Raw genomic sequence first — 15,788 nt, forward strand, 5'->3', positions numbered from 1 at the left:
CGATGGGCTGCGCAGCAGCCCCAACAATCTCAGGCCGGTTTCAGTATCAGAACCCCAAGCGGCGGCAGGTTCAGCGCCAGCGACAATGGCTGCCCATGGCTGGGCAATGCCTCACTGGCCACTGCCCCCAGGTTGCCCACGTTGGACCCGGCATACAGCCCGGCATCGCTGTTCAGCAGCTCTTGCCAACGCTCGCCAAACGGCACGCCAATACGGTAGCCCTCGCGCGGCACCGGGGTGAAGTTGGCCACCACCAGCACCGGCTCACCGCTGCTGCTCCAGCGCAGCCAGGCGTAGACGCTGTTTTGCGCGTCGTCACCGATCAGCCACTGGAAGCCCTGCGGCTGGCAGTCCTGCTCGTGCAGCGCCGGCACGTCGCGGTACAGGCGATTGAGGTCACCCACCAAGCGCTGCACGCCCTGGTGCTCGGGGTACTGCAGCAGGTACCAGTCCAGTTCGCTGTCGTGGTTCCACTCACGCCACTGGCCGAACTCGCACCCCATGAACAGCAGCTTCTTGCCCGGGTGCGCCCACATGAAGGTGAGGTAGGCGCGCAAGTTGGCGAACTTCTGCCAGCGGTCGCCGGGCATCTTGTCGATCAGCGAGTGCTTGCCGTGCACCACTTCGTCATGGGAGATGGGCAGGATGAAATGCTCGGAATAGGCATAGATCAGCCCGAAGCTCATCTCGTTGTGGTGGATAGTGCGGTGCACCGGGTCGTTCTGGATGTAATGCAGGGTGTCGTGCATCCAACCCATGTTCCACTTGTAGGCAAAGCCCAGGCCGCCCTGCTGGGTCGGCTGGCTGACGCCGGGCCAGGCGGTGGACTCCTCGGCGATGATCAGTGCCCCAGGGGCCTCGTGGGCAGCCACGCCGTTGAGGTGGCGGATGAAGTCGATGGCTTCCAGGTTCTCGCGCCCGCCATGGCGGTTGGGCACCCATTCACCGGCCTTGCGCGAATAGTCGCGGTACAACATCGAAGCCACTGCATCGACGCGCAGGCCGTCGATGTGAAAGTGCTTCAGCCAGTGCAACGCAGAAGCCATCATGAAACCACGCACCTCGTTACGGCCGAGGTTGTAGATGAGCGTGTTCCAGTCCTGGTGGTAGCCCTCCAGGGGGTTATCGTATTCGTACAGCGCAGTGCCATCGAACCGCGCCAGGCCGTGTTCGTCGGTGGGGAAATGCGCCGGCACCCAGTCCAGCAGCACACCAATGCCACCCTGGTGGCAGGCATCGATGAAGGCTGCGAAGTCCTCCGGGCTGCCGTAGCGCGAGGTGGGCGCGAACATCGACAGTGGCTGATAACCCCAGGAACCGCCGAAGGGGTGCTCCATGATCGGCAACAGCTCGATGTGGGTAAAGCCCAGTTCCTGCACATAGGGCACCAGCCGCTCGGCCAGTTCGCGCCAGTTGTAATAGCGCCCGACTTCACCCGCCTCGTCCAGCTCGCAGCGCCATGACCCTGGGTGCAGTTCGTAGATCGACAGTGGCGCGTTGTAGGCATGGCGCTGCGCGCGTTGCGCCATCCAGTCGTGGTCTTGCCAAGCGTGGCCAAGCTCACCGGCCACCTTGGACGCGGTGCTCGGCGGCAGTTCCGTGGCACGGGCCAGCGGGTCGGCTTTCAGCGGCAGTATGCCGTCCTTGCCGAGCACTTCGAACTTGTAGGTTTCACCCACACCCAAGCGCGGAATGAACAGCTCCCACACCCCGGCGCTGTGGCGCAGGCGCATGGGGTGGCGACGCCCATCCCAGTTGTTGAAGTCACCCACCACCGACACCCGCCGAGCGTTCGGCGCCCACACCGAGAAGCACACGCCGTCGATACCATCGACCTGGGTAGGCTGGGCGCCAAAGCGCCCGGACAAGTCTCGATGATTGCCTTCGGCGAACAGGTGAAGGTCCATGTCACCCAATTGTGGGCCAAAGCTGTAGGGGTCTTCGGTAATCTGATCGCCACCGGCCCAACCGATCTGCAACTGGTAGGGTTGTGCCTCATCAAGGTGCGCGCTGAACAACCCGGGCAAGCTGCCCTGCACCATTTCGGCAAGCACGCGCCCATCGTGGCGAGCCAGGATGCGCACATTCAGGGCACTGGGCAGGAAGGCGCGGACCACCTGGCCGCCTGCGCCGTCGCCATGGGGGCCGAGTACCGCAAATGGATCGGCGTGTTCGGCGCGGGCCAGGGCATCGAGGTCCCGTTGCCGAAGGCCACCGTTTTCACGCAATGTAACGTTCATTCTGACTCTCCCCAGGTACTGATCAATCCATGCAGTCCATGCAAAGGCACGGCCAGCCAACTCGGACGGTTCTCGGCTTCGTAGGTAATCTCGTAGGCGGCTTTTTCCAGGCAGAACAGCTCCAGAGCCGCGCGCTCGCCCTCGGCCCGCTGCCAGGCGTGGGGCATGGCGGCGGTGGCCAGGCCATAGGCTTCGACAAAGGCATGCCGCGACTGGTGCAGGTACTGCCGGGCAACCCGTTGCCGGGCCTGCCGCGCCGGGTCTGAAAGGTCCACCGCAGACGCGCTGCGCAAGATCATCGCAGCAGCATAGTCGAAGGATCGCAGCACGCCGCTGACATCCTTGTACGGGCTGTGTTTTGCCCGACGCTCTTCCAGCGGCCGGGCCGGCTCGCCTTCGAAATCGATCAGGTAGGCATCACCTTGCACCACCAGCACCTGGCCCAGGTGCAGGTCGCCATGCACCCGCATCAACAGGCCGCCCTGGGCCTGGTCGGTCAGATTGTCGATGTGCTGGGCCAGGCCGTCGCGCTGCTGCTGCAGGTCATCGACCAGGGCCTGGCTATCGCGGTCGAGCGTGTCGCGGTGTTGGGCCAGCAGGTCGAGAGCGTGGGTCAGCTCGGCGCTGATCTGCGTACTCCAACGCTGGCTGTCCTGCGCATTGCTGGGACGTGGCTGGAAGGCCGGGTCTTCGGTTGGCGCGGCCAGCAACAGGTGCATCTCGCCCAGGCGCTGGCCAAGCAAGGCAGCGAAGCCACTGAGCTCGGCCAGTGCGTCGGTGTGCGCCTCGGGGTCGCTGGTGGTGGGCTCCATCTGGTCGCGAATGGCCCGTTCAAGGGTGTTCTGGGTCCAGCCCCAGGCATCGCCCTGGTTGTTCAGGTAACCCTGGGCAATCATCAGCAGGTGCGGTGCCTGCTGCTCATCCACTCGGCTGACCCAGGCCAGCAGCGGCGAGATGTTGGCAAAGCCGGCGGCGGTCAGGTAGGCACTCATTTCCAGCTCTGGATGAACACCTGGGTTGACCCGGCGGATCAGCTTGAGCACCACCCGGTCGCCGATCACTACCGAACTATTGGACTGTTCGGCGCTGAGGTAGCGCACTTCACTTTCCTCGTCGAGCGCCAGGCCGGCCAATTGCGCCGTGCATTCGAAGCGCAATTCACCCTCATCGTTGCCGCATGGCAGGCGCAGGCCATCTTGGCAGGCAAGCATCACGGCGCGGATGAACGGCTCCAGCACGAAGGCATCTGTGATCAAGCCAACCTGGTGGGCGCGGCGCACCCGCGACAAGGCCAACTGCTGCGGCAGCGCGGTAGTGATCTGCTCCTCGCGCAGCAGGCCGAACGGCAGTTGGTAGCGGGTGGCCGTGCCGTCGCTGCGCACTTCGATTTCACTGAGCAGCACCGGTGTGGTGGCAGTGCCAAAACGCACGCCGTAACACAGGCGCACGGCGTCGATCGGCCCTTCCTTGCCGGCGAACCAACGCCGCTTGGGCAGGTATTGCGGCAGGATGGTGGCTTGCAGGGTATCGCTTGAAGGTGCTTCCAGTAGTTCTTCCATGCGCTTGCGCAGTACCAGCGTGGTCAATTCAGGTAACCCCTCGGTGGGCTGGATATGCCAGCTGGGCATGCGGTCACGGCTGGCCAGCAGGAACCAGTAGAAGGCATAGGGTGGCAAGGTCAGCAGGAACGGCAACTGGCCAATGGGCGGGAAGGCGCTGCCGCCGAGCATCTCCACCGGTACTTTGTCGGCGAAGTGTGACAATTCCAGTTCTGCGGCCTGGGCAGCGCGCGACACGTTGGCCACGCACAGAATGACCTCGGTGTTGCCGTCGACATCGGTGTACTCGCGGACGTAGGCGAGAATGCGCCGGTTGCTGGGCGTGAGCGTGCGCAGGCTGCCGCGGCCAAAGGCCTTCTGCTGCTTGCGCACCGCCAGCATGCGCCGGGTCCAGTTCAGCAGTGAATGCGGGTCGTGGCTTTGCGCTTCGACATTGACGGTCTGGTAGCCGTACAGCGGGTCCATGATCGGCGGCAGCACCAGGCGCTGCGGGTCGGCGCGGGAGAACCCGCCGTTGCGGTCCGGCGACCACTGCATGGGCGTACGCACGCCATCGCGATCACCCAGGTAGATGTTGTCGCCCATGCCCAGTTCGTCGCCGTAATACAGGGTTGGCGTGCCGGGCATCGACAGCAGCAGGCTGGTGAGCAGCTCGATGCGCCGACGGTCACGCTGCAGCAGCGGCGCCAGGCGCCGGCGGATACCCAGGTTGATGCGCGCGCGGCGGTCTTCGGCGTAGTAGTTCCACAGGTAGTCGCGCTCGCGGTCGGTGACCATTTCCAGGGTCAGCTCATCGTGGTTGCGCAGGAAAATCGCCCATTGGCAGTTGGCGGGAATTTCCGGGGTCTGGCGCAGGATGTCGGTGATCGGGAAGCGGTCTTCCATGGCCAGGGCCATGTACATGCGTGGCATCAACGGAAAGTGGAAGGCCATGTGACATTCGTCGCCCTCGCCTTCGCCGAAGTATGGACGCGTGTCTTCCGGCCACTGGTTGGCTTCGGCCAGCAGCATGCGGTCGGGGTAGTTGGCGTCGATTTCTGCGCGGATCGCCTTGAGCACGTCGTGGGTTTCGGCGAGGTTCTCGTTGTTGGTGCCGTCGCGTTCGATCAGGTACGGGATGGCGTCCAGGCGCAGGCCATCGACACCCAGGTCGAGCCAGAAGCGCATCACGCCAATCACCGCCTTGAGTACTTGCGGGTTGTCGAAGTTGAGGTCTGGCTGGTGCGCGTAGAAGCGGTGCCAGAAGTACTGGCCGGCGACCGGGTCCCATGTCCAGTTGGACTTTTCGGTGTCGAGGAAGATGATGCGCGTGCCGTCGTATTTCTGGTCGTCGTCCGACCACACGTAGAAATCGCGCGCCTTGCTGCCGCGTTTGGCATGGCGGGCACGCTGAAACCACGGGTGCTGGTCGCTGGTGTGGTTGATGACCAGCTCGGTGATCACCCGCAAGCCGCGCTTATGTGCCTCGGCGATGAAACGCCGGGCATCGCCCAGGCTGCCGTAGTCGGGGTGCACGGCTTTGTAATCGGCGATGTCGTAGCCGTCATCGCGCCGAGGCGAGGGGTAGAACGGCAGCAGCCACAGGGTGTTGACGCCCAGCTCGGCGATGTAGTCGAGTTTGCTGATCAGGCCGGCGAAGTCGCCGATACCATCATTGTTCGAATCGAAGAACGACTTGATATGCAACTGGTAGATGACGGCGTCCTTGTACCACAGCGGGTCGTCGATGAAGGCTGCCGTGCGGGCACGCTTGGCCATGTGCGACTCCTTGCATTTTCCAGGTTGAGCGGGCACGCCCGCTCCCACTTTCACCTAGCCTTTTCGATACGCCAGATTCCGAATGGCTGGTGCCAAGGCTCGATGCGCATGAACTGGGTCTTGCCGTACCACGACCACCGATGGCCGTTCATCAGGTCTTCGCCATGGGTTTCGGCGTTGTCATCCAAACCAAGCTCCCACAGCGGCAGCTCGAAGTGCGCTTCCTGGGCGTTGTGCGGGTCGAGGCTGATCGCCACCAGGATGTAGTTGTCGCGCTCGGCCGTGCGCTTGGCGAAGTACAGGATGTTGTCGTTCCAGCAGTTGAAAAACGCCACGCCCAGATGCGTTTGCAAAGCACGGTTCTGCCGGCGGATGCGGTTGAGCTGGGCGATCTCGGCAATGATGTTGCCTGGCTGGGTGAAATCACGCGGGCGAATTTCGTACTTCTCCGAATCCAGGTACTCCTCCTTGCCAGGCAGCGGCGTGCCTTCGCACAGCTCGAAACCCGAGTACATACCCCATAGGCCCGAGCCCATGGTCGCCAGCGCCGCGCGAATGAGGAAGCCGGCGCGTCCAGAGGTGTGCAGGAAGTACGGGTTGATGTCCGGTGTGTTGACGAAGAAGTTGGGGCGATAGCACTGGCTCCACGGCGGCTGGTTGAGCTGCTCGTAGAATTCACGCAGCTCCTGCTTGGTGTTGCGCCAGGTGAAGTAGGTATAGCTTTGCGCGTAGCCGACCTTGCCCAGGCGCGCCATCATCGCCGGCCGGGTAAACGCTTCGGCGAGGAAGATGACGTCGGGGTGCTGGCTACGCACATCGGCGATCAGCCATTGCCAGAACGGCAGTGGCTTGGTGTGCGGGTTGTCGACGCGAAAGGTTTTGACCCCCTCCTCGACCCAGCCGATGATCACATCGCGCAGGGCCAGCCACAAACTCGGCACCGCGTCGGGGGCATAGAAGTCGACGTTGACGATGTCCTGGTACTTCTTCGGTGGGTTTTCGGCATAGCGGATGGTGCCGTCGGGGCGCCAGCTGAACCAGCCCGGATGCTCCTTGAGCCAGGGGTGGTCCTGCGAACACTGGATGGCGAAGTCGAGGGCGATTTCCAGGCCGTGCTCCGCCGCAGCGGCGACCAGCCGGCGAAAATCTTCGCGACTGCCCAGTTGCGGGTGGATCGCATCGTGGCCGCCTTCGGCGCTGCCGATCGCGTAAGGGCTGCCGGGGTCGCCAGGTTCGGCATGCAGGGCATTGTTGCGGCCCTTGCGGTGCTGCATGCCGATGGGGTGGATGGGCGGGAAGTACAACACGTCGAAGCCCATGTCGCGAATCATCGGCAGGCGTTCGTGCACGTCGTTGAAGGTGCCGTGGCGCTGCGGGTCGTCGGTGATCGAACGCGGGAACAGTTCGTACCAGCTGGCAAATTGCGCCGCCGGGCGGTCGACATCGACCGGAAATTCACGGCTGCGGGCCAGGTAACTGCGGTGTTCGGCTTCGCTCATCAGGCGGGCGGTGGTTGGGTCGAGAAACAACGCCACCTGGTCGTCGGGACCGAGTGTAGCCAGGCGCTGCTGCACGGCCTCAAGTTCCTCGTGCAGGGCGCCGCTGCACAGTTCGAGGCCTTTGCTCAGCAGCAAACGGCCCTCTTCCAGCTCCAGTTTCACCTCGACGCCGGCGTGGTATTTTTTCTCCAGGTCGTGGCAATAAGTGGCAAACGGGTCGATCCAGGCCTCGATACTGAACAGGTGCGGGCCAAGTTCGGTGGGGGTGAACTCGGCCAACCACAGGTCGTTGCCCGGCGAGTGCATGGGCACGCAATGCCAGCGGCGGCTGTTGGCCTGGCGCCAGTTGAGCATCACCGCCAGGCGGTCGTGGCCATCGCAATAGACCTTGCTGCCGACGACCACCGGCTGGCCACTGATGGCCTTGGCGGCGAAGGTGCCGGCTTCGAGCACCGGTTGGGTGTCTTCGATCACGATGCGTGGCGCCAGCAACGCCTGGGATAGGCTGATGGCCTGGTCCGGGTGATCGTTCGCCGTGGGCACGTTTTCAAAGGGCTCGTTACGTGACATCGACCTTGCTCCCTCAGGCTGGTGGCGGTAAGGGTTCAGAGCCAGGCACAAGCGCGGGGTTCAAAAAAATTGAGCGAACGGCAACTGCCAGCGGTCAGAGCCTGCAGCACCTCTTCATTCACCCACGCGAGGTCAGGCCATGAACATTCCCATTCCACCGGAAACCCCCGATCCCAACATCGACGACCCGAGCTTGCCGCCGCCCGTGCCAGAAGAAGAACCGGACGAGCTGCCGATCAAGCCGACCATGCCACCGACGGTGGGCGACCCGCCGAGCCAGGAGCCACCGGTGAAGGCTTAAGGGTAGACCAGGATTGTGTACTGGCAGGACCGGCCTCTTCGCGGGTAAACCCGCTTCCACAGGGATTGCGCCAACCTTGCAAGTGGCGCCGTACTGTGAGAGCGGGTTTACCCGCGAAAGGGCCGGTTGACCCAACCCATCAACCCGCAGATACCGCCGAGATTTCCGCCACACTAATCTCCCGCATGCGGAACTTCTGCACCTTGCCGGTCACCGTCATCGGGTATTCCTCAACAAAACGAATATGCCGAGGCACCTTGAAGTGGGCGATGCGTGCCTTGCACCAACCCTGCAGTTCCTCGACCGTGGCGCTATGCCCTGGGTGCAGCTTGATCCAGGCCACGATTTCTTCACCATAGCGGCTGCACGGAATGCCGATCACCTGCGCATCGGCCACCGCCGGGTGGGTATAGAAGAACTCTTCCAGCTCACGCGGGTAAATGTTCTCACCGCCACGAATGATCATGTCCTTGTTGCGCCCGACGATGCGCACGTGCCCATGTTCATCCATCACCGCCAGGTCGCCCGAATGCATCCAGCCCGCCGGGTCGATGGCGTCCGCCGTGGCCTGGGGGTTGTCCCAGTAGCCGAGCATCACGCTGTAGCCACGGGTGCACAGTTCACCGATCTCACCGCGCGGGACGATGCAGCCGTCGGCGTCCACCAGCTTGTTTTCCAGCTGCGGCTGGGTGCGGCCGACGGTGGTCACGCGCAGTTCCAGGTCGTCGTCCGGGCCGGTCTGCAGCGACACCGGGCTGGTTTCGGTCATGCCGTAGGCAATCTGCACTTCGGCCATGTGCATCTGGTCGATGACCCGGCGCATCACCTCGATCGGGCAGGTGGCACCGGCCATGATGCCACTGCGCAGGGTCGACAGGTCCATCTGCGCACGCGACGGGTGGTCGAGCATGGCGATGAACATGGTCGGCACGCCATAGAGGATGCTGGCGCGCTCCTCGGCCACGGCGCGCAGGGTAAGCTCGGCGTCGAAGGCGTCGTTGGGGTAGATCATGGTGCTGCCGTGTGTGATGCAACCGAGGTTGGCCATGACCATGCCGAAGCAGTGGTACAGCGGCACCGGGATCACCATACGGTCGCGCTCGGTCAGCCCCAGGCTTTCGCCGACCATGAAACCGTTGTTGAGGATGTTGTAGTGACTGAGGGTGGCACCCTTGGGCGCGCCGGTGGTGCCGGAGGTGTACTGGATGTTCACCGGCTGGTCGAACTGCAGGCTTTGCTGGCGAGCGCTGCAGGCCTCTGGCGAGGTCTGCCCTGCCCACTCGGGCAATGCGTGCCAGGGCAGGAAGCCGGCAGGCGGGTTGGCGGCCAGGCTGATCACACCGCGCAACGCTGGCAGGCGCTCACTGGCCAGTTCACCTGGCTTGGCGCTGGCCAATTCAGGCACCAGTTCCTGAACCATGGCATGGTAATCAGACGTCTTGAAGGCATCGGCACACACCAGCCAGCGACAGCTGGACTGGCGCAACACGTATTCCAACTCGCCCACGCGATAGGCAGGGTTGATGTTGACCAGGATGGCCCCGACCTTGGCGCTGGCCAGTTGCAAAATGCACCATTGCGCGCAGTTGGGCGACCAGATACCGACACGCTCGCCGGTGTTCACGCCCAGGGCCATGAGCGCGCGTGCATGGTTTTCGACCTGTGCGGCCAACTGCCGCCAGCTGTAGCGCAGGCCTTGATGGCGCGACACCAGCGCCTCGCTGTCGGCACAGCGGGCCACGGTGGCATCGAAGGCCTGGCCGATGGTCTGGGTCAGCAAGGCTTGGTCCTGGCGACCGCGGGTATAACTCGGTTGACTCATGGGTGTCCCTTCTTGTGGTTGTTCTGGGCACGGCTGAAGCAAGCGGGAATACTCTGGCGCAGATTTACGTTTACGTAAAGGTGATGAGTGGATTGACAGTGGTCGCACGCAGGTTTACGTTAACGTAAAGGTGATGAACGACACCGGGTCTCGCAGGGCCGGCGGATTGCCCTGACGCTACGGTGTAACCCCATTTCAAGAACAAGAAGGTGCCCCAGCATGCATTACCCCTCCCTGAACTTCGCCCTGGGCGAGACCATCGACATGCTCCGCGACCAGGTGCGTACCTTCGTCGCCGCCGAACTGGCCCCGCGCGCCGCTCAAATCGACCACGACAACCTGTTCCCCGCCGACATGTGGTGCAAGTTCGGTGACATGGGCCTGCTGGGGATCACCGTCCCGGAAGAATACGGTGGCGCTGGCCTGGGCTACCTGGCCCATGTGGTCTCGATGGAAGAAATCAGCCGTGGCTCGGCCTCGGTGGCACTGTCCTATGGCGCCCACTCCAACCTGTGCGTCAACCAGATCAACCGCAACGGTACCCACGAGCAGAAGCTCAAGTACTTGCCCAAGCTGATCAGCGGCGAGCACATCGGCGCCTTGGCCATGAGCGAGCCCAATGCCGGCTCCGATGTGGTGTCGATGAAACTGCGTGCGGAAAAGCGCGGCGACCACTACGTGCTCAACGGCAGCAAGACCTGGATCACCAACGGCCCCGACGCCAACACCTACGTGATCTACGCCAAGACCGACCTGGACAAGGGCGCGCACGGCATCACCGCCTTCATCGTCGAGCGTGACTGGAAAGGCTTCAGCCGCAGCAACAAGTTCGACAAGCTTGGCATGCGTGGCTCCAACACCTGCGAGCTGTTCTTCGACGACGTGCAAGTGCCGGCAGAAAACATCCTGGGCCAACTCAATGGCGGCGTGCGCGTGCTGATGAGTGGCCTGGACTACGAGCGTGTGGTGCTGTCCGGCGGCCCGACCGGCATCATGCAAAGCTGCATGGACCTGGTGGTGCCCTACATTCATGACCGCAAGCAGTTCGGCCAGAGCATCGGCGAGTTCCAGCTGATCCAGGGCAAGATCGCCGACATGTACACCCAGCTCAATGCCAGCCGCGCCTACCTGTATGCCGTGGCCCAGGCTTGCGACCGTGGCGAGACCACCCGCAAGGACGCTGCCGGCGTCATCCTGTACACCGCCGAACGCGCCACGCAAATGGCCCTGGAGGCGATCCAGATTCTCGGTGGCAACGGCTATATCAACGAATTCCCGGCTGGCCGCCTGCTGCGCGACGCCAAGCTGTACGAAATCGGCGCTGGCACCAGCGAAATTCGCCGGATGCTGATCGGCCGCGAACTGTTCAACGAAACCCGCTGAGCATAAAGGGACGGGCGCACATGGCTACCTTGCACACCCAGATCAACCCACGTTCGGCGGAATTCGCCGGCAACAGTGCGGCGATGCTCGAACAGGTCCAGGCCCTGCGCGGCCTGCTCGCCCAGGTCGCCCAGGGCGGCGGCCCCAAGGCCCAGGAACGGCATACCTCGCGCGGTAAACTGCTGCCGCGCGAGCGTATCGACCGCCTGCTGGACCCTGGCTCGCCATTCCTCGAGATCGGCCAGCTGGCCGCCCATGAGGTGTACGGCGAAGACGTGCCGGCTGCGGGCGTGATTGCCGGCATCGGCCGCGTCGAAGGCGTGGAATGCATGATCGTGGCCAATGACGCCACGGTAAAGGGCGGTTCCTACTACCCACTGACGGTGAAGAAGCACCTGCGCGCGCAAACCATCGCGCTGCAAAACCGCCTGCCGTGCATCTACCTGGTGGACTCGGGCGGCGCCAACCTGCCACGCCAGGACGAAGTGTTCCCCGACCGCGAGCATTTCGGGCGGATTTTCTTCAACCAGGCCAACATGAGCGCGCAAGGTATTCCACAGATTGCCGTGGTGATGGGGTCGTGCACCGCTGGCGGCGCCTACGTACCGGCCATGGCCGACGAAGCGATCATGGTGCGCCAGCAGGCGACCATCTTCCTGGCTGGCCCGCCCTTGGTGAAAGCCGCAACCGGTGAAGTGGTCAGCGCCGAAGACCTGGGTGGCGCCGATGTGCATTGCCGTACCAGCGGCGTGGCCGACCATTATGCCGACAATGACGAGCACGCCCTGGCCATTGCCCGGCGCAGCGTGGCCAACCTTAACTGGCACAAGCTGGGCAAGCTGCAACGCCTGGCACCGGTGGCGCCGCTGTACGCCGCCGATGAACTGTATGGCGTGGTGCCAGCGGATGCCAAGCAACCGTTCGACGTGCGCGAAGTGATTGCGCGGCTGGTCGATGGCTCGGTTTTCGATGAGTTCAAGGCCCTGTTCGGCACTACGCTGGTGTGCGGCTTCGCCCACCTGCACGGTTACCCGGTAGCGATCCTGGCCAACAACGGCATTCTGTTCGCCGAAGCGGCGCAAAAGGGTGCGCACTTCATCGAGCTGGCCTGCCAGCGCGGTATCCCACTGCTGTTCCTGCAGAACATCACCGGCTTCATGGTCGGCAAAAAGTACGAAGAAGGCGGCATCGCCAAGCACGGCGCCAAGCTGGTTACCGCCGTGGCGTGTGCCCAGGTGCCGAAATTCACGGTAATCATCGGTGGCAGCTTCGGCGCCGGCAACTACGGCATGTGCGGCCGCGCCTACGACCCGCGCTTCCTGTGGATGTGGCCCAACGCACGGATCGGCGTGATGGGCGCCGAACAAGCCGCTGGGGTTCTGGCCCAGGTCAAGCGCGAGCAAAGCGAACGCAGCGGCCAGCCGTTCAGCGCCGAGGATGAAGCCAGGCTCAAGCAGCCGATCCTCGACCAGTACGAGCATCAAGGCCACCCCTACTACTCCAGCGCCCGCCTGTGGGACGACGGTGTCATCGACCCGGCACAGACCCGCGACGTGCTCGGCCTGGCGTTGTCTGCCGCGCTGAACGCGCCGATCGAACAGAGCCGCTTCGGCATTTTCCGGATGTGACCCATGAGCGACTTCAGCACCCTCGAAGTGACCCGCGACCCGCGCGGTTTCGCCACCCTGTGGCTGAGCCGCGAGGACAAGAACAACGCCTTCAACGCGCAGATGATCCGCGAGCTGATCGTGGCCATCGACCAGTTGGCCGAAGACGCCAGCCTGCGCTTCGTGCTGCTGCGCGGCCGCGGCCGGCACTTCAGCGCCGGCGCCGACCTGGCCTGGATGCAGCAATCGGCGCAGTTGGACTTCAATACCAACCTGGATGATGCCCACGAACTGGGCGAGCTGATGTACGCCCTGCACCGCCTCAAGGCCCCTACCCTGGCGGTGGTGCAAGGTGCAGCCTTTGGCGGCGCGCTGGGTTTGATCAGTTGCTGTGACATGGCCATCGGCGCCGAAGACGCCCAGCTGTGCCTGTCGGAAGTACGCATCGGCCTGGCCCCGGCAGTGATCAGCCCGTTCGTGGTCAAGGCCATTGGCGAGCGTGCCGCGCGCCGCTATGCGCTCACCGCAGAGCGCTTCAGCGGCGTGCGCGCCCGCGAGCTGGGCCTGCTGGCCGAGGTGTATCCAGCCAGCGAGCTGGACGCCCACGTCGAAGCCTGGGTGAACAACCTGCTGCAGAACAGCCCACAAGCGTTGCGCGCCACCAAGGACCTGCTGCGCGAAGTGGACGATGGCGAACTCAGCCCGGCCCTGCGCCGTTACTGCGAAAACACCATCGCCCGTATCCGCGTCAGCGCCGAAGGCCAGGAGGGCCTGCGCGCCTTCCTGGAAAAACGCCGCCCCGCCTGGCAAACCGATGACAAGAAGGAGCCGCGCCCATGAGCCGCCCCGTTTTGACCACCCTGCTGGTCGCCAACCGCGGCGAAATCGCCTGCCGGGTGATGCGCACCGCCAAGGCCATGGGCCTGACCACCGTGGCCGTGCACAGCGCCACCGACCGTGACGCCCGGCACAGCCGCGAAGCCGACATCCGCGTCGACCTCGGCGGCACCAAGGCTGCCGAAAGCTACCTGCAGGTCGACAAACTGCTGGCCGCGGCCAAGGCCAGCGGCGCCCAGGCCATCCACCCAGGTTATGGCTTCCTGTCCGAGAACGCAGGTTTTGCCCGGGCCATCGAACAAGCCGGGCTGATTTTCCTCGGCCCACCGGCCAGCGCCATCGACGCCATGGGCAGCAAATCGGCGGCCAAGGCGTTGATGGAGGCTGCCGGCGTGCCGCTGGTGCCGGGCTACCACGGTGAAGCCCAGGACCTGGACACCTTCCGCGCCGCCGCCGAACGCATCGGCTACCCAGTGCTGCTCAAGGCCAGCGCCGGTGGCGGTGGCAAGGGCATGAAAGTGGTCGAGGAAGAAAGCCAGCTGGCCGACGCCCTGGCCTCGGCCCAGCGTGAGGCGCAATCGTCGTTCGGCGACTCGCGCATGCTGGTGGAAAAATACGTGCTCAAACCGCGCCACGTAGAGATCCAGGTGTTCGCCGACCAACACGGCAACTGCCTGTACCTCAACGAGCGTGACTGCTCGATCCAGCGCCGCCACCAGAAAGTGGTCGAAGAAGCTCCCGCCCCCGGCCTCTCGCCAGAACTGCGCCGTGCCATGGGCGAAGCCGCAGTGCGCGCGGCACAAGCCATCGGCTATGTGGGCGCCGGCACCGTGGAGTTTCTGCTCGACGCCCGTGGCGAGTTCTTCTTCATGGAGATGAACACGCGCCTGCAGGTGGAGCACCCGGTCACCGAAGCCATTACCGGCCTGGACCTGGTGGCCTGGCAAATTCGCGTGGCCTGCGGCGAAGCCCTGCCGATCACCCAGGAGCAGGTGCCGCTGATCGGCCATGCCATCGAGGTGCGCCTGTATGCCGAGGACCCGGCCAATGAATTCTTGCCCGCAACCGGCAAGCTGATGCTGTATCGGGAGTCGGCGCCAGGCGAGGGCCGGCGGGTGGACAGCGGGGTCAGCGAAGGCGATGTGGTGTCGCCGTTCTACGACCCGATGCTGGGCAAGCTGATCGCCTGGGGCGAAGACCGCGAGCAGGCGCGCCTGCGCTTGCTGGCCATGCTCGACGAGTTCGCCATTGGCGGGCTGAAGACCAACATCGCCTTCCTGCGCCGCATCCTGGCCCACCCGGCGTTTGCGGCGGCGGAGCTGGATACCGGCTTCATTCCGCGCCACCAGGCGGTTTTGCTGCCGGCACCACAGGCAATGCCAGCAGGTTTCTGGGAGGCGGCGGCCGAGGCATGGCTGCAAGGTCAGGCCGGCCATCACCGCGATGACGACTGCCATTCGCCGTGGGGTGAGTGCAACGGCCTGCGCTTGGGCCTGCCAGCGCGTAGCAGCCTGCATCTGGTGAGCGGCGGGCAGGATCAGGCGGTTGCCTTGGAACGCAGTGCTGCGCCTACCTGGCAGCTAACGGGCGAACAACTGCTGCATGACCAGGACGGCGTACGTCGTCAGCACCTGGCCATCCGCCGGGGTGGCACGCTGTATCTGCAGTGGGATGGCGAGATGCATGCCATCGAAGCCTTCGACCCGATCGCGCAGGCGGAAGCCAGCCACAGTCATCAGGGCGGGCTGGGTGCGCCCATGAACGGCAGCATCGTGCGGGTGCTGGTGGAACCGGGACAGGTGGTGGAAGCAGGCACCGCGCTGGTGGTGCTGGAGGCCATGAAAATGGAGCACAGCATTCGTGCGCCGCATTCAGGCACAGTGAAGGCATTGTTCTGCCAAGAAGGCGATATGGTCAGCGAAGGGACGGTGCTGGTCGAACTGGTGGAGTAAGGGTACGGGGGCCGCTTTGCGGCCCCGGCATTCTAGAAGGCGCCATGCACCCGCACGACCACACCGATAAACTCGCATCCCTCTTCACACAGGATTGTCGGATAGCGCGTATTCAGCGGCTTGAGCATCTTGTCGCCACCCTCTTCGACCAACTGCCGCAACACAGCAGGCCGCCCCGGCTGGCGCGCAATCACCAGCCTGCCGGGCTCTACCGGCAGGCCAGTATCCACCAATACGCGCATGCCCTCAGGAACACTCTT

Annotated in this window: 10 protein-coding genes; 5 read left to right on the forward strand and 5 right to left on the reverse strand. The window is 64.1% G+C overall.

Annotated features, from left to right (window positions below; genetic code table 11):
* Positions 1–29 precede the first annotated feature (29 nt).
* From glgB to APH42_RS25995, 3 genes are read right to left on the reverse strand one after another with little or no spacing between them, the layout of a single operon-like run.
* Positions 30–2,240: a 1,4-alpha-glucan branching protein GlgB gene (gene glgB, locus APH42_RS25985; protein WP_060494545.1), complete on the reverse strand. Its 2,211-nt coding sequence runs from the start codon at positions 2,238–2,240 to the stop codon at positions 30–32.
* Positions 2,237–5,557 carry a maltose alpha-D-glucosyltransferase gene (gene treS / locus APH42_RS25990; protein WP_060494546.1) on the reverse strand — a complete coding sequence of 1,107 codons (3,321 nt, stop codon included), beginning with the start codon at positions 5,555–5,557 and terminating at the stop codon, positions 2,237–2,239. Before treS ends, glgB begins: the two co-directional genes overlap by 4 nt.
* Positions 5,558–5,607: 50 nt before the next feature.
* Positions 5,608–7,626: an alpha-1,4-glucan--maltose-1-phosphate maltosyltransferase gene (locus APH42_RS25995; protein WP_012273261.1), complete on the reverse strand. Its 2,019-nt coding sequence runs from the start codon at positions 7,624–7,626 to the stop codon at positions 5,608–5,610.
* A 139-nt stretch (positions 7,627–7,765) separates the two neighbouring features.
* Here APH42_RS25995 and APH42_RS30235 point away from each other — a divergent pair, with 139 nt between their 5' ends.
* Positions 7,766–7,927 (forward strand): hypothetical protein, encoded by a 162-nt coding sequence (locus APH42_RS30235; protein ID WP_012273262.1) that lies wholly within the window; start codon positions 7,766–7,768, stop codon positions 7,925–7,927.
* A gap of 139 nt (positions 7,928–8,066) precedes the next feature.
* Here APH42_RS30235 and APH42_RS26000 read toward each other — a convergent pair whose 3' ends face one another.
* Positions 8,067–9,749 carry an AMP-binding protein gene (locus APH42_RS26000; RefSeq protein WP_012273263.1) on the reverse strand — a complete coding sequence of 561 codons (1,683 nt, stop codon included), beginning with the start codon at positions 9,747–9,749 and terminating at the stop codon, positions 8,067–8,069.
* Between the two features lie 219 nt (positions 9,750–9,968).
* Between APH42_RS26000 and APH42_RS26005 the strand changes: the two genes are divergently transcribed.
* From APH42_RS26005 to APH42_RS26020, 4 genes are read left to right on the forward strand one after another with little or no spacing between them, the layout of a single operon-like run.
* Positions 9,969–11,132, forward strand: coding sequence for an isovaleryl-CoA dehydrogenase (locus APH42_RS26005; RefSeq protein ID WP_060494547.1), 1,164 nt, complete (start codon positions 9,969–9,971; stop codon positions 11,130–11,132).
* Positions 11,133–11,152: 20 nt separating this feature from the next.
* Complete coding sequence (locus tag APH42_RS26010) at positions 11,153–12,760, forward strand: carboxyl transferase domain-containing protein (RefSeq protein WP_012273265.1); 1,608 nt, start codon at positions 11,153–11,155, stop codon at positions 12,758–12,760.
* 3 nt (positions 12,761–12,763) lie between these two features.
* Positions 12,764–13,579, forward strand: coding sequence for a gamma-carboxygeranoyl-CoA hydratase (locus tag APH42_RS26015; protein WP_012273266.1), 816 nt, complete (start codon positions 12,764–12,766; stop codon positions 13,577–13,579).
* Positions 13,576–15,528, forward strand: coding sequence for an acetyl/propionyl/methylcrotonyl-CoA carboxylase subunit alpha (locus tag APH42_RS26020; protein ID WP_060494548.1), 1,953 nt, complete (start codon positions 13,576–13,578; stop codon positions 15,526–15,528). Before APH42_RS26015 ends, APH42_RS26020 begins: the two co-directional genes overlap by 4 nt.
* 32 nt (positions 15,529–15,560) lie before the next feature.
* Here APH42_RS26020 and APH42_RS26025 read toward each other — a convergent pair.
* Positions 15,561–15,788: S24 family peptidase (locus APH42_RS26025; RefSeq protein WP_218187662.1), on the reverse strand; the 228-nt coding region annotated here is incomplete at its 5' end.

The sequence above is a fragment of the Pseudomonas sp. NBRC 111140 genome (genome assembly GCF_001320885.1).
GTDB classification, from domain to species: Bacteria; Pseudomonadota; Gammaproteobacteria; order Pseudomonadales; family Pseudomonadaceae; genus Aquipseudomonas; species Aquipseudomonas putida_P.